Raw genomic sequence first — 13,592 nt, 5'->3', positions numbered from 1 at the left:
CTCAAACAACCGTCATATTTTGCGATGAATATGATGTGCTGATAGCCGTATTTACGAGCTAATATGATACAATCCCCAGCTTCTGAGAAATGCCCTCCCAAAAACGCCTTGTTTAAAAATGACGAGTCTGCCGACATGCAAAGCCTAATTACCCTTGTTTTGGTATTAATGCCAATGTTTATTGGCTTTGCCATTCCCTCTAATCCAACCATGACTAAGCTTGCCGATAAAGGCTTGTCTTATTTAGTCTTTATCATCTTAGGCTTGATTGGCATTGAGCTGTCGCAAGTGGAAGGGCTTGGCAGTCAAATAGGTGAAATTGCGCTATATGTCACTATATTGTCGATACTAACGATTGGTACCGGCTTATTTGCCTTGATGCTGTTTGACCGTCTGCGTCCATGGCATGCCAAAAAACCTAGCGTCAAATCTAAAGAGCATCGGGTCAGTATTCGCGGCAGCTTGGCACAAGTATTTTGCGTGGCGATTGGTATGGTGATTGGCTATTTTTTGCCAGCCGACTATATGCCACCCGAAAACACCATGACCGCCATGTTGATGATATTAATCTTACTGGTTGGCATTGGCTTAAAGGGCTCGGGCATTACCCTTAAAGAAGTATTACTCAACAAACGCGGCGTTGAGATGAGCGTTATCTTTACGCTATCGGTATTGGTTGGCGGGCTTATCTTTGCGCTGATGTTTAGCGATGTGTCATGGACGAAAGGCTTGGCACTGGCATCTGGGTTTGGTTGGTATTCACTATCAGCAATCATCATGACCGATGCTTATGGCGCGGTTTGGGGTAGTGTGGCGCTATTTAATGACTTGGTGCGTGAGTTCTTTGCGCTATTATTTATTCCCGTCTTTATGCGTAAATATCCATCAGCAGCGGTAGGACTTGGCGGCGCGACCAGTTTAGACTTTACCCTGCCTATTATTCAACAATCTGGTGGCCTAAAAGTCGTGCCGCTGGCAATTAGTTTTGGTTTTATTATTAATATTGTCTCGCCAGTGCTGATGGTGTTGTTTTCGGCGTTGGGGTAAGGTTAAGTTTTAAAGGTTGATGAAAATCAGTCGTTATTATTCAAAGAGCTCACAGTGCTTGGCATACTTACCATAACTCTCTGTATAACTCGCGTATTTTAGATTCGATAAATCTTGGACTTGTCTACTTGCCTTAAGAACGACTCTTCTGTTTTTGGATTCGATCTGTTCAGGACCATCATAACTCAGATCTATATTGGTAGAAGGATACCGATCTAAGCAGTCATAAGTAGTAATACGGTCAGATGCGATATGATGTTCGGTTATAAGTCTGTTTTTAATAGTAAGTGCGCGTTGGCGTGATAAGTTGTCATTGGTCTTTGATAATGCAAGCTCATTCGATGACAAATGCCCAAAGATAAAAACATTAGCATCTGGATATTCGTTAAGCTTTTCTTCAATTTTTGCAAACTCTTTATCATAGGTGTTAATTAATCGACTACTCAGGGGTGCAAAAAATCCTCGTAATTCCATCTCAAGTGCCTCGCCTCCCTCAATTATTATTTCACAGCCTTTAGCATCAACTACTACGTTAGGTGACGTTTCAGGGCATTCGTCTATATCGTCAAGCACACCATCGCCATCTGGATCAATCGCTGCTTGCATCGTCCTGATGTTTTCATGTTGAGGTAACTCTTTAGACGGCGCAGTTGAAGTGGTTTGGCAGCCAGCTAACGCTATAGATGTTGCTAGCAGCAATAAAGTGCTACAGTTATTCATTCGCATGGTTACCCTCTCTGAATACCTTCAAAAACAATTCTTTGTTTATGTTGAGATGACAGCTATTTATCATTAAAATTCAACGCAGATTCCGTCTTTTAAATTGATAGGATAGTCACTGTCAGGCTCAGTTAATAAACCATAAACCCGACGATTAAAAGCTCTGCCCTCCTCAGTCTCATTAGGTGCAATGGGCGCTCTAGCGTCACAATTTAAAGTCATCAATCGACTAGATTCTATACTATGCTTTAATAAAAGGTAGTTTTTGATTATCAGTGCTCTGTTTTTAGGTAATGAGCTTAAGTCTTTATTAATTTCATCCTCTGAAATGTGCGCTTCAATTTTAAAAATAGAGGTATCATACTCTTTCATTCTTGCGGCTACTTTATCCAGCTCAACCTGATATTTAGATGTTAGTTCACTGCTACCTTTAGCAAAAAAGGCACGATACTCCATTTGTAAGCCAGTTCCAATAGTGGTAAGAGGACAACCATACGGATCAACCTTGACCCCTTCAGGAGTGTTCGGACAATTATCTATGATGTCAGGGACACCATCATTGTCTGTATCTGCATGTGGCTCTATCATGACTTTAGGGATGTTATATGATTCTTTGTGGATTAAACTTTTTGTTGGTACGGATTGGCAAGAAGTTAACATAAAACTAGCTATTACCACTCTTATCGTCATCCATAACTTAGTTTTCATACGCCATCCTTAGTTCAATTATTAGCTTCAATTAAAACGCTAAACCCCACTCGCTTGCTTAGCAAACAGACGCATCAATGGTTTGATTTTGCTGACGCGATACATACCTTCATTACGAAGTTGTTGAATCGGACGCATCTGCGCAAGCGAGCCGGCAAACAGCCAATTAAGCGCCGAAAAACTGTGCATCATCAGACTATTATGCGGACGACGCAGACGCTCATAGCTACGCAAGGTTTGGTTCGTACCCCACAGCTTATTGCCACTGCGCGCATAGTCATGGCTGAGTTGTTCGCTTAACACTTTTACATCAAGCATTCCCAAATTTAGACCCTGACCTGCCAGCGGATGCACACCATGTGCGGCGTCCCCAATTAATACTAGATTATCGGCGACATAGCTTTTTGCTTGCTGCGCGGCTAACGGAAAGCTGGCGATGGATTCAATCTCGCGGATAGCACCCAGCTCATAATGACTGGCAGCAGCCAATTTATCAGCGATGTAGCGCGGCGTTTCTTCCAACAATGCCAATGCTTGATTGCGTGGCAGTGTCCATACGATCGACTGCCAGTGTTGTGGATTGATTTTATCTTCATCCGTGATATCAGCGAGCGGCAATAAGGCAAGCGTGCCCGTAGGCAGCATGGCTTGACGAGCAGTTGCTTGATGCGGCTTTTCAGTTTGAATAGCACAGCAAATCGCGGTTTGGTTATAATCAAGCACATCGAGCTCAATTGCCGCCTGCTTACGCACAAACGAGCCGCGACCGTCAGCACCCACCAATAAACGTGCGTCAATCACCGTGCCGTCATCTAGCGTCACACGGTAACCTTGCGCGCTACCAAGCCAGTCCATATCGACAACCTTGTGCCCATCGATAACGGTTAAATATTGACTGACATCAGATGCAGATAAACGCTGCCATAATGCATATTCGATAACGGCCGGTTCAACCATACTACCAAGCATTTTGGGTTCAGCGTTTTGATTACTATTACTGCTGTCATTACCATTATTAGCATCATCACTATCGCCGAACAGTAACTCGCCGCGACCGTTTAGCTGCCAAACCTGCATTTGGGTATAATCGGCTTTGCGCTCTGATGCCGCTATCTTTTGCCAAGCGCCCACGTCTTTCAGCAAACCAATACTGGCAAGGCTTAAAGCATAAACGCGCGCATCCCGCTTGCCAAGCACCTGCTGCCAATCTGCTTCGCTACGTTCAGGACGCGCATCAATGATGGTCACTGGCATTTGGGCTTGTGCCAGTTTCAGCGCAAGGGTTGCACCGACGATACCGCCGCCGATAATGAGCGTATGGTTATTTTTCATAAAACATCCTTTGTCGCGTTATTCATGCTATCTGCCATATTGATGGGATTTAGCAGCAGCTGAAATGATAAATTTTATTTGCTTAATAACTTACCAGTATATTGAACTAAGATTTTAAGCCCATCGCATAGTTGGCAATCAATGGCTTAATATTTGGCAGTTTATCAAAGGCAACCAAAGCCACGTTACGTGCCAGCTTCACCGCTGGATTTGGATGCGTAAAGCCATGGACTACCGCATCACAGAAGCGAATGACGCGTTTTTGATCGGTTTGACGGGCTTTTTCATAGCGTTTGAGCAACGTAGGATCGCCGATATCTTCGCCTTTTAGCACCTGCCGATTCATCATTTGCGCCAGCACATGCGCATCACGCATACATAGATTAAACCCTTGTCCAGCGACCGGATGCAAGGTGTGAGCCGCGTTACCCATGATGACGCAACGACCGTCAACTTGTTTGTCAGCCAGTACCCGTGTCAATGGATAAGCGCCGCGGCGACCGGCTTTTTTAAACGTACCAGCGCGCTCGCCAAAGGCTTGCTGCAAAGTCGCTAAGAAATGCGCATCGTCTTCTAAATATTGCGTTTCTTCCCCAGTTGGACAAACCCAAACTACTGAGCGTCGATAGCCTTTTTGGTACTCATTATTGCCGTCGCCTTCTGGATCAGTCAATGGCAACACCGCAAGTGGCCCTGCCGGACTAAAACGCTCAATGGCGATATGTTCATGCGGCTGATCGGTTTCTACCACCCCAACGATAGCGGTTTGCTTATAGTCATAAGTCGTAGTGCCGATATTTAACAACTGACGTACGGTAGAGTCACGACCATCACAAGCGACTAATACGCTGGCTTGCAATTGCTGCTCGTGCTCTTCTTCACCGTAATAGCTAAAGCTTAGCGTCACGCCGTCGTTTTGTTGGCTAACGGCTATCACATTGGCGTTATCAATCAAGGTGATCAGCGGTTCTTGCTGGGCAGCCAATAACAACTTGCGTCCAAGCCACGCGTTTTCCATCACTTGCCCAAATGACTCGACCTGCTCCTCAGCTTTATTTAATTGCGCGCGCCCAAAGCTACCTTGCTCACTAATCTGTACCGCATCAATCCGGCAAGCATGACTTTGTAGCTCATCCCATAGCCCAATCTCTTGATAAATCTGTACCGTACGCCGTGACAGTGCGGTATTGCGACTGTCTAAATAATGCGTGCGTTTAGCGTCGTCATTTGGACTGATGGTTGGATAGCTGTTTTTCTCTAGCAGAGTGCTAGCGATACCATGATGAGCAAGCAACAACGCAAACGACAAACCGACATGGCCGCCGCCGGCGATAAGCACTTGCTGCTCAGTCATAGCCGCTTTATTAGCAAGACTGGCTTTAGCAGGATTGGTTGTTGATAAAGTTGCTTCAGTATGTTGCATGGTTATTATTCCTATTATTTCTCATTTAGCACGCGTTTAGACGCGAAGGCTTTACATTCAAAAAAAACACTTAAAAATGTTATTTTTTTAGAAAATCTATCGTTCTCTGACGTTTTTTAGCTTGGCTTTTACACCGCTATTATCTAAGCATTAGATTACCACAATTTGTCCTTTATCCTGTGCTCCTGACCATAACCATAGTGGCTATTTAGTTTTGTTGCCGTTTTCGCTCTAAGGTGTATCATCTACAGTTGCAATCACCATACAAAAACAAAGCCCTGCCCGCCTGTAAATGGCTTGAATTTTAAATTCTATCTACCATAATGAAGACAGGGCATTTACTTATTACTGTCATCTTATCAACAACTATTTTTAGCAAAACTTTACCGTCATATTTATTAGCACTATTTTTAATATTTACGTAACCGTTATAAACGCTATTAAAAAACATTGAAACACGACTCACTATTTTATCTCTAAAGTCCGCTCGACTACCATGCATAAAAGCACTAATGCACAGAAGCAGCAGCCATAGCAGCGGGCAACCAAATACAAGGATAATCGCTTGACTGATTCCATAAGCCGCCGTATACATTTTGAATCGTTGACCCCAGCACAGCTGAAAACCGTGCTTGGCGAATATAATAACCACATGAAATACATCCAAGAACGCCTCGATATTAAAATCAGCCAACGCCAAGGCGACTTCTGTTTAAGTGGCGATATTTTGGGCGTTGAGCGCGGCGAACGCATCATTTATAAAATGGTCGATGAAGCGCAAAACACCAAAGATATCAGCGCAGAAGAGCTGCACTTAATCATCCAATCAAGCATCGCCCGTGATGAAGACTTAGAGGCTGATAAGCAATCGGCTGCCGAGGAAGATGCTGATAATTTGGAAGCCGCTACTGACTTTACGCCCATTAGTCTGCGTACCCGTAAAGGTAAAATCATTCCGCGCGGTGGCAATCAGCAGCGTTACGTCAGAGACATTTTAGCCTCTGATGTGTCGTTTGGTATTGGGCCTGCTGGTACGGGTAAGACCTATCTTGCTGTTGCTTGTGCGGTCGATATGCTTGAGCGCAATGAGATTGAGCGTATTTTATTGGTGCGTCCAGCGGTAGAAGCTGGCGAAAAACTGGGCTTTTTACCCGGTGATTTAACCCAAAAAATTGACCCGTATTTACGTCCTTTATATGACGCGCTGTATGAGATGCTTGGCTTTGACAAAGTCGGTAAAATGCTTGAAAAGCAAATCATTGAGGTCGCCCCACTTGCCTATATGCGCGGTCGTACGCTAAACAATTCGTTTGTTATCTTAGATGAAGCGCAAAATACCACGCCTGAGCAAATGAAGATGTTCTTGACGCGCTTAGGTTTCGGCTCGCGGGCAGTTATTACTGGTGATATTACTCAGGTCGATTTGCCGCGTGGGCACAAATCAGGTCTGGCGCAAGCGATGGATATCTTAAGCGGTATCGAAGAGATTCATATCACTAAGTTTGACTCAAAAGACGTCGTGCGCCATCAATTGGTGCAAAAAATTGTTGAAGCTTATGATGTCTTTGATGAAGAGCAGCTTGCTTTACAAGCAAAGCGTAAGTTTGAGCGTATGAAAGAGCAAGAGCGTAAACAAGCTATTTCTGATGCCGCCACTAAGTTATAATCTATTTTAAGCAACGTATATATATGACATAAACCGGATTTGATATCCGGTTTTTTAGTGTTAATCATTTATTGCTAGTTAATCAATCTTAGATATTTTTACATTGACATAAAAAGGAGGGTGACATGAGTCCAGCCGAACAGAATGACGCTGACAATCACTTAGATGAGAATATTAATAGCCATTTCAATCATGATGAGAAAGGTGAGAACTTAGGCGCACTTAATACTAATGACAGCTTAGCCGTGCTTGATATTAGCGCCGCCGATAGCATCGATGACGAGATACTTGAGAGCTTTTATAATCGCGAAAAACTGTTAAAAGTCATGATGGCGACATTGGAACATATCGATGAGCGTATTAACCATGGTCTGACGCTGCCTTACTTTGCTGATATCGATAGTGAGATATGGCAAGAAAAAACCAAAGCGCTCGATATTTATATTACCGATGCCCTCGAAGGTCAAGAGCTAAATTTAGAGGCGCGCGGCAAAGATCATGCCACCAATATTTTATCCTACCCAAGCGACTTGCCAGCGGCAATCATTGGGCTGATGCCAACGTTGCCGCTAGGCGAGCTGGTGATTTGTCATGCTGTGGTGGTACGTGAAGCGGCTGAGCAAAAAAAGACCGTGGCACAGCATATCAGCCATTTATTGATACACGGTATACTGCACCTACTGGGCTTTGACCATGAGCTCGGACAAGCTGAGCAAGATGAGATGGAAAGCTTTGAGATTGCTATTTTGGCAGGGCTAGGCCTACCAAACCCTTATCTCTAAGATTTTTAGCCTTGTTTAACCTTTCTTTAACATGGTTTTTTGCGCTTGATCCATCTGATTAATCATCTGATCTAAGCCTTTGACATGCACACTGCGCTGCGGGAATGGGATGTCAATCTTGTTATCATCAAGCGCGTTTTTGAATTGTTCTAATAAATCACACTGCATCGCCCACCAATCATCATTGGTGGTCCAGACATTCAAGGTTAAATCGACTGAATTATCGCCCAAATTGGTCACGCGTATCACAGGCGCTGGATCCGTAAAGGCCATTGGATTGTTTTTTGCCAAATTTAGCATAATATCTTTGGCGGTTTTGATATCGGCGTCATAGCCAATACCAACGGTGATATCGACGCGGCGGTTGGGTAACGCCGTATAGTTAATCACCGCCGAGGTGGTGATATCGCCATTTGGAATGATAATATCGTGATTATTGATGGTCGTTAAATGGGTATTGACTAAGGTGATCTCGGTGACTGTACCGGTGTAACTGCTGATTTGCACATAATCGCCGCGCACAAACGGACGAAAGGTCACAATCATAATACCAGCGGCAAAGTTGGATAGCTGATCTTTCAGTGACAAACCAATCGCCACCGCCGTGCCGCCCAAGATAGCAACGACCGAAGTAGTCTGCACGCCGACTTTGCTAAGCGCTGCCAAAATCACGATGACCAATAATATGCCATATAATACGCGGCTTAAAAAATTGGCCGCCGTCGCCTCTAAATGGCTGCGTAGCATAATGCGATTGCTGATAGCAACGATTTTCTTTGCTAACCAGCGCCCTATCATAAATATTAATAAGGCAAATGCGATTTTAAGCGCAATGCTAATCGCATTTTCTGTTAGGGTAGCAAGATCGATGGTAAAACCTAAAAATTCCATACTGACTCTTTATTTCCAAACTGTTTTATCATTAATTTTGTCTTTTCAATGTTTATTATCATTTAACCTTTTTTAAGAAATGCATAAAAATTGCAAAAGACGGGCACTGAATTTAAGCAAAGTTAATAGGTGACGTCTACTCTATCACTGTAACGATAGGTACGTATCAGACGCAGCTCGACGATATCATTCATATCTTCGGTAAATTTACCAAAGGGCGCCGCTTGTCTGACCGACTGCTTGGCCGCCTCATCTAGTATCGTCGAGTTTGAGCTCTCAAGCAAACGAATGGCTTTAATATTGCCATCATTGCTGATAATTACCATCAAACGTACCTCACCGGTGATACCTTGGGCGCGTGCTTGCGCAGGATATTGCAGATTCCCGACGCGCTCAACGTGCTCGCGAAAGGTATTGATATAATCGGCAGCAGCACCGCGGGTTGTCGAGTTGCTATCGACGGTCACGACTTTTGATTTGGTCGCATACAGCTGTTGCCGCTGTGACAGCTGCGCCTCTAAAGTCGCGATTTGCTTACGCAGACGCTCTTCTTGCGCCTTCATGTCATCTTGTTCTTGCTTGCTGTCATTATCAGACTCGACACTCGCTTGACGCCAGCTAAGCGTGGTACGTAGATAGCTTTCTTGATAGCGCTGCTGCCGAACTTGACGCTGCAGGTCAATCACATCTTGCGTTTCGCTCATTTGCTCGGCTGCCACCGGACTGCTCTGGTCGGTTTCTTGGCGTATTTGCTCTTGCACCGTGCCGCCGCCTTGTTGGGACGCATTGGCAATAAACTGCGCATCTTCATTTGGCTGCATATTCTCGGTCAAAGCTTTTGCAACGTCTTGCATCATGCCAGCAGGGTCTTGCCCCAGCGAAAAACTAATGCCAAAAATAATCAGCGCATGAACACTGACGGCTATCACCGCCGCCATCGGCAAACTGATATCGCGCTTGGGCGCTTGCGCTGAAAAATGATAGCTTTGCGAATCTTTAATCGAAGTCACAGTGGGTCTCAGCTGATGAATATAGTAGATTCCATTTAGAAATGTTATAGGACTGCTGGAATAAATTTTGCGAAGCCTCTGGAGTGCGAAGCACACAGCAAGCGAGGAAAATTTATTCCAGCAGAGCGCTATTTAAACGAACCACTTTTATATTGAATTGGCTATATAAGGGCGGTCGATACAAGGCGTCATAGGCGCTCTTAGATAAACTAAGCACTCGTCGACCAATGCCGGCGCTATCATACCATGAGTTAGAATTGCATCGCTAGCACAAGCGTATACCGTCGCTACTCAATCAATCACTTATATGCAGGCTTGTTTATCAATTTATCCACTGCCAATTTTAAAAACCGCGTTTTTAGAGAAAACCTCACAAAGGTTTTATACATTTGAAAGTTTTCTACATTTGATAGTAGACAGCCAAACTGCCCAATGATACAAAACGTAGACGTCCATTTTGCCTACTGTCATTTTGATATATACTGTTTTATATACCCTTTTTGCGCCTGCCATTAAATAATGAATAATTATAAGGATAATAAGTTTGAGTAACTTTGAGCATATGGACAATATGGATAATTCAGACAGTTTTGAAGAGTTATTTGACAGTATCGCTGACCGTTTTGACGAGTCCTTTAGCGATGGCTGGGAGCGTCTTAGCCAAGCCGTCAAAACTATCTATGACAGAACCACGGATAAATTCGAGGAAGAGCTGTCCTTGCCGGTTGCCCAAATTTACGTCAACGATGCGCTGCAAAAATTTGTCACCGATAACGTCAAAGCCATTTTAGAGCTGCGCGTTGAGATACATGACGACTGGTTCCGTTTATATTGTACTATTGATGTTGGCGGGATTTATGCAGAAGTAGCAAGTAATTTTAGCTTGGTTCATGTGCAGCTGGATCGCAACGTCCAACGCTTTGTTTTTGGACAGCTGACTTATACCGATGTGCTTAACTTGCGCTGCGAATCCTTTATCAAACGCCAAGGGCTTAAACTGTTTATTTGGTTTTATCATAGCGTACTGAAAAAAGACCCGTTAGGTTTCATTTTATCTTATATCAATATTGCCCGTGCCAAAGAAGAGATTATCTACCTTGATATCAATCGCTGGCTAAAAAAGAACAAAAAAATAATGAGCACCTTATATAAAGTGCAAGTCAATTATGGTGAGCTTGAAGAAGAACAATTGGTGCTTAAAACCCAAATCAATTATCGTGATTTGCTGGCCAGCAATGCCAATGAAGATATCATTAGTGATAAGGATGAGCCTGAATTGATACAAGGGCCTATCAATCCGATTGCTGACGCCACGGAGCCAAGTTTAGAACCTTCTTTATAAGCCTATTTTTATGAATACCTTAAAAGTTCCCTAGACGCTGCCGATAAAAAAGCACTGCCCCTTAAAGACAGGGTTTTTAAGGGGCAGTGCTTTTTAGTGAATACTGTCTATACTAATTTGCAATCATATCACTACCAATAGTTTTCCACCGCGATATTGCCCTCGCCGCGGCGATTCATCACCAAGCCTAAGCTCTTTAGCGTTTCCTTGGTATCTTCGACCATTTCTGGGTTGCCGCATAGCATCACGTGCGTACTATCAACGTCCAAATCAATGCCCGCGCGCTCTTGTAGCGTTCCATCTAATAATAGCTTTGGCAAGCGCTCAGCTAGTGCGCCCTCGACAGGCTCGCGGGTAACGATAGGTATGAAAATAAGCTTGGCTGGATTATCTACCAATGTGCCAAAATCTTCTTGTAAGCTTTCAATCTTCTCAATATAAGCAAGCTCTTCTGTCGAGCGCGCGCTATAAGCCAAGACGATATGCTCGTAGTCTTCCCAGGTTTTCAAGTCTTGCAGCATCGATAAAAAAGGCGCTAAACCTGTTCCAGTTGCCAGTAACCATAAGTCTTTTGGCAACGGTTTTTGATAACGAGCTAAAGTTAAAAAGCCAAAAGGCATGGTGTTTAGTAATAGCTCATCGCCGACTTCTAGATGTTGTAGCTGCGAGGTAAAGGCGCCATCAGGGATGACAATAGAGAAAAACTCTAGGATTTCATCAAAAGGTGAAGAGACAATTGAATATGCGCGGAAAATATCCTCATCCAGTGTTTCGTTCAGATCTTCGTCTTCTTCAGCATCAGCTACTGCACTCAACTGCTTATAGTAGTTTAATTGACTGGGATTAACGCCCAAGCGTACAAACTGTCCTGCGGTAAATTTAAAGCTATCAGGACGACTGACGGTAAAGCTAAAGAGATTGGGCGTCCACGTGGTTTTACTGAGCACCGTTACTTTTTGAATATTGTCACTCATAATAATGATTCACCCTCGTTTTTTATGATTTATGATTGCTTATGGTTATTGATAATCGCTTATGGTTATAGATGGCTATGTTTTTGACTTTTTAAAGGCTCTAAAACAAAAGATGCGCCAAGCTTATCACAGAGCTGGCGCATCTTGGTTTTCTAACGGTCATTATCAATAAGCAGCGGTTATCAATATCGAAAACCCCTGCTCATATTTTATACTTACCAAATACGAGCCAAACTTGCCCATTCAATCATACTATTCGGCAATATACCAAAGAAGAGAATGATAGCGGTGACGGCGATGACCATGATACCGCCCGTACGCAAACCCCACTGCTTTGAGACGTCAAATTCAATAAATTGTTTCGGACGTTTAAATAGCGTGAGCATGACGCGCAAGTAATAAAACAGACCAATGGCACTACCCAAGATAATCATGCCAGCCAAGAACCAGTTGGTACCTTGGACGGCGGCTAGAATCGCAAATAGCTTAGTGATAAAGCCTGCGGTCAATGGAATACCTGCCAATGACAACATCATAATGGTCATCACCGCGGTCAATACCGGACGACGCCAAAACAGCCCTTGATAATGGGTCAATTCATCCGCTTCACCCGCCAAGCGATACGGGCTCGACATCAAGGTGACGACGCCAAAAGCACCGATAGAGGTAAAGGCATAAATCGCCATATACATGCTTGAGATACTATCAGCGGCTGAGCCAATGCTGACAATCACGATAAGCACATAACCCATATGAGCGATCGACGAATAACCAAGCAGGCGCTTAAGGCTGGTCTGACGTACCGCTAATAAGTTACCCACTAGTATCGACAAGGTTGCCATGACCATTAATAGCATCTGTACTGATGGCAGCGCCAATAGCGACGTATCAATTAAGAAGCGGACGGCAAGCGCCATCATCGCCACTTTTGATACCGAAGCTAAGTAAGTAGCGATAGGTGCGGGTGCGCCCTCATAAACATCTGGCGTCCACATATGAAACGGTGCTGCCGACAATTTAAAGGCAATACCAAACATCATCATTGCAGCCCCTAAAATCAACAGCGGCGACTCAAAGAGATCAACCAACGTCATACTGATAGGTTTAAAGGCGAGCGAGCCTACTTCTGCATAAATAAACGCCATACCCATTAGTAAGGTTGCCGATGCCGTAGCTGATAACACTAAGTATTTCAACCCCGACTCAAGCGAGCGTTTACGCATATAAGTATATGCCAGCATGCCGTATAACGGTATCGATAGCATCTCAAGGCTCATAAAGAATGAGGCTAAATGCTGGGCGCTGACCATGAGGAGCGCACCGACAGTCGATAACAGCATGAGCAAATACAGCTCTTCTTTATGATCGTCTAAATCGGCTAGATAGGCATAAGACAGCGTAAAACAGGCCAAAGCACAGATTAAGATAACCACCATATTAAACTGGGCAAAGTTATCAATCACAAATAACTGCTCAGCTGTTGGCACAAGCGTACCGCTATCGATGATGCCAGCCATTTGCCCAAGCAAGGCAAACAGCGCTATGTTTAAACCAACCACCGAAATGGTACCGATCACCATATGTGAGCGTTTAATGGTGATGGCAATCATCACTACCAATACAGTCAACACTACCGCAATGATTGGCGCATAAGGCATCAGCCCCATCAAATCATTCATCGTAAATTCATTCATGAC

The 13,592-nt window shown here is 44.0% G+C and carries 12 protein-coding genes; 4 read left to right on the top strand and 8 right to left on the bottom strand.

The window, feature by feature from the left end:
• Nucleotides 1-135 precede the first annotated feature (135 nt).
• Complete coding sequence (locus tag FOR85_RS06605; RefSeq protein WP_144297288.1) at nucleotides 136-1,047, top strand: lysine exporter LysO family protein; 912 nt, start codon at nucleotides 136-138, stop codon at nucleotides 1,045-1,047.
• 36 nt (nucleotides 1,048-1,083) lie between these two features.
• On the opposite strand, the gene FOR85_RS06600 is transcribed toward FOR85_RS06605, so the two are convergent.
• From FOR85_RS06600 to FOR85_RS06585, 4 genes are all read right to left on the bottom strand, one after another.
• Nucleotides 1,084-1,773: an OmpA family protein gene (locus FOR85_RS06600; protein ID WP_144297238.1), complete on the bottom strand. Its 690-nt coding sequence runs from the start codon at nucleotides 1,771-1,773 to the stop codon at nucleotides 1,084-1,086.
• Between the two features lie 66 nt (nucleotides 1,774-1,839).
• The gene (locus tag FOR85_RS06595) at nucleotides 1,840-2,475 is read right to left on the bottom strand and encodes an OmpA family protein (RefSeq protein ID WP_144297237.1); all 636 of its coding nucleotides are present in this window, start codon (nucleotides 2,473-2,475) and stop codon (nucleotides 1,840-1,842) included.
• Nucleotides 2,476-2,514: 39 nt separating this feature from the next.
• Nucleotides 2,515-3,807, bottom strand: a complete 1,293-nt coding sequence (locus FOR85_RS06590) for an FAD-dependent monooxygenase (RefSeq protein ID WP_144297236.1) — start codon at nucleotides 3,805-3,807, stop codon at nucleotides 2,515-2,517.
• Between the two features lie 106 nt (nucleotides 3,808-3,913).
• Nucleotides 3,914-5,161, bottom strand: coding sequence for a UbiH/UbiF/VisC/COQ6 family ubiquinone biosynthesis hydroxylase (locus FOR85_RS06585; RefSeq protein WP_144297287.1), 1,248 nt, complete (start codon nucleotides 5,159-5,161; stop codon nucleotides 3,914-3,916).
• Nucleotides 5,162-5,795: 634 nt separating this feature from the next.
• Here FOR85_RS06585 and FOR85_RS06580 point away from each other — a divergent pair.
• Both FOR85_RS06580 and ybeY read left to right on the top strand, forming a co-directional pair.
• On the top strand, nucleotides 5,796-6,896 hold the full coding sequence (locus tag FOR85_RS06580) for a PhoH family protein (protein ID WP_223808550.1): 1,101 nt from the start codon (nucleotides 5,796-5,798) through the stop codon (nucleotides 6,894-6,896).
• 125 nt (nucleotides 6,897-7,021) lie between these two features.
• Nucleotides 7,022-7,678, top strand: coding sequence for an rRNA maturation RNase YbeY (gene ybeY / locus FOR85_RS06575; RefSeq protein ID WP_144297235.1), 657 nt, complete (start codon nucleotides 7,022-7,024; stop codon nucleotides 7,676-7,678).
• Between the two features lie 15 nt (nucleotides 7,679-7,693).
• Here the strand turns inward: ybeY and FOR85_RS06570 are convergent, their stop codons facing one another.
• Nucleotides 7,694-8,569, bottom strand: a complete 876-nt coding sequence (locus tag FOR85_RS06570) for a mechanosensitive ion channel family protein (RefSeq protein ID WP_144297234.1) — start codon at nucleotides 8,567-8,569, stop codon at nucleotides 7,694-7,696.
• A gap of 122 nt (nucleotides 8,570-8,691) precedes the next feature.
• A complete protein-coding gene (locus FOR85_RS06565) occupies nucleotides 8,692-9,579 on the bottom strand; it encodes an energy transducer TonB (protein WP_223808549.1) in 888 nt (295 codons plus the stop codon).
• A gap of 562 nt (nucleotides 9,580-10,141) precedes the next feature.
• Between FOR85_RS06565 and FOR85_RS06560 the strand changes: the two genes are divergently transcribed.
• Nucleotides 10,142-10,921, top strand: a complete 780-nt coding sequence (locus FOR85_RS06560; RefSeq protein WP_102077417.1) for a hypothetical protein — start codon at nucleotides 10,142-10,144, stop codon at nucleotides 10,919-10,921.
• 131 nt (nucleotides 10,922-11,052) lie between these two features.
• Here FOR85_RS06560 and FOR85_RS06555 read toward each other — a convergent pair whose 3' ends face one another.
• Both FOR85_RS06555 and FOR85_RS06550 read right to left on the bottom strand, forming a co-directional pair.
• On the bottom strand, nucleotides 11,053-11,895 hold the full coding sequence (locus tag FOR85_RS06555) for a ferredoxin--NADP reductase (RefSeq protein WP_144297233.1): 843 nt from the start codon (nucleotides 11,893-11,895) through the stop codon (nucleotides 11,053-11,055).
• Nucleotides 11,896-12,110: 215 nt separating this feature from the next.
• Nucleotides 12,111-13,589: an NADH-quinone oxidoreductase subunit N gene (locus FOR85_RS06550; RefSeq protein WP_144297232.1), complete on the bottom strand. Its 1,479-nt coding sequence runs from the start codon at nucleotides 13,587-13,589 to the stop codon at nucleotides 12,111-12,113.
• Nucleotides 13,590-13,592 lie beyond the last annotated feature (3 nt).

This window comes from Psychrobacter sp. YGAH215 (assembly GCF_007280595.1).
Lineage (GTDB): Bacteria > Pseudomonadota > Gammaproteobacteria > Pseudomonadales > Moraxellaceae > Psychrobacter > Psychrobacter faecalis.
Note: the sequence above shows the minus strand (reverse complement) of the source record. Positions and strands in the feature narration are given on the sequence as shown.

Excerpts from the sequence above, each read along its gene's own strand:
- ybeY (WP_144297235.1), top strand. The coding sequence starts at position 7,022 with ATGAGTCCAGCCGAACAGAATGACGCTGACAATCACTTAGATGAGAAT.
- FOR85_RS06600 (WP_144297238.1), bottom strand. The coding sequence starts at position 1,773 with ATGCGAATGAATAACTGTAGCACTTTATTGCTGCTAGCAACATCTATA.
- FOR85_RS06590 (WP_144297236.1), bottom strand. The coding sequence starts at position 3,807 with ATGAAAAATAACCATACGCTCATTATCGGCGGCGGTATCGTCGGTGCA.
- FOR85_RS06595 (WP_144297237.1), bottom strand. The coding sequence starts at position 2,475 with ATGAAAACTAAGTTATGGATGACGATAAGAGTGGTAATAGCTAGTTTT.
- FOR85_RS06570 (WP_144297234.1), bottom strand. The coding sequence starts at position 8,569 with ATGGAATTTTTAGGTTTTACCATCGATCTTGCTACCCTAACAGAAAAT.
- FOR85_RS06555 (WP_144297233.1), bottom strand. The coding sequence starts at position 11,895 with ATGAGTGACAATATTCAAAAAGTAACGGTGCTCAGTAAAACCACGTGG.
- FOR85_RS06585 (WP_144297287.1), bottom strand. The coding sequence starts at position 5,161 with ATGACTGAGCAGCAAGTGCTTATCGCCGGCGGCGGCCATGTCGGTTTG.
- FOR85_RS06550 (WP_144297232.1), bottom strand. The coding sequence starts at position 13,589 with ATGAATGAATTTACGATGAATGATTTGATGGGGCTGATGCCTTATGCG.
- FOR85_RS06605 (WP_144297288.1), top strand. The coding sequence starts at position 136 with ATGCAAAGCCTAATTACCCTTGTTTTGGTATTAATGCCAATGTTTATT.
- FOR85_RS06560 (WP_102077417.1), top strand. The coding sequence starts at position 10,142 with ATGGACAATATGGATAATTCAGACAGTTTTGAAGAGTTATTTGACAGT.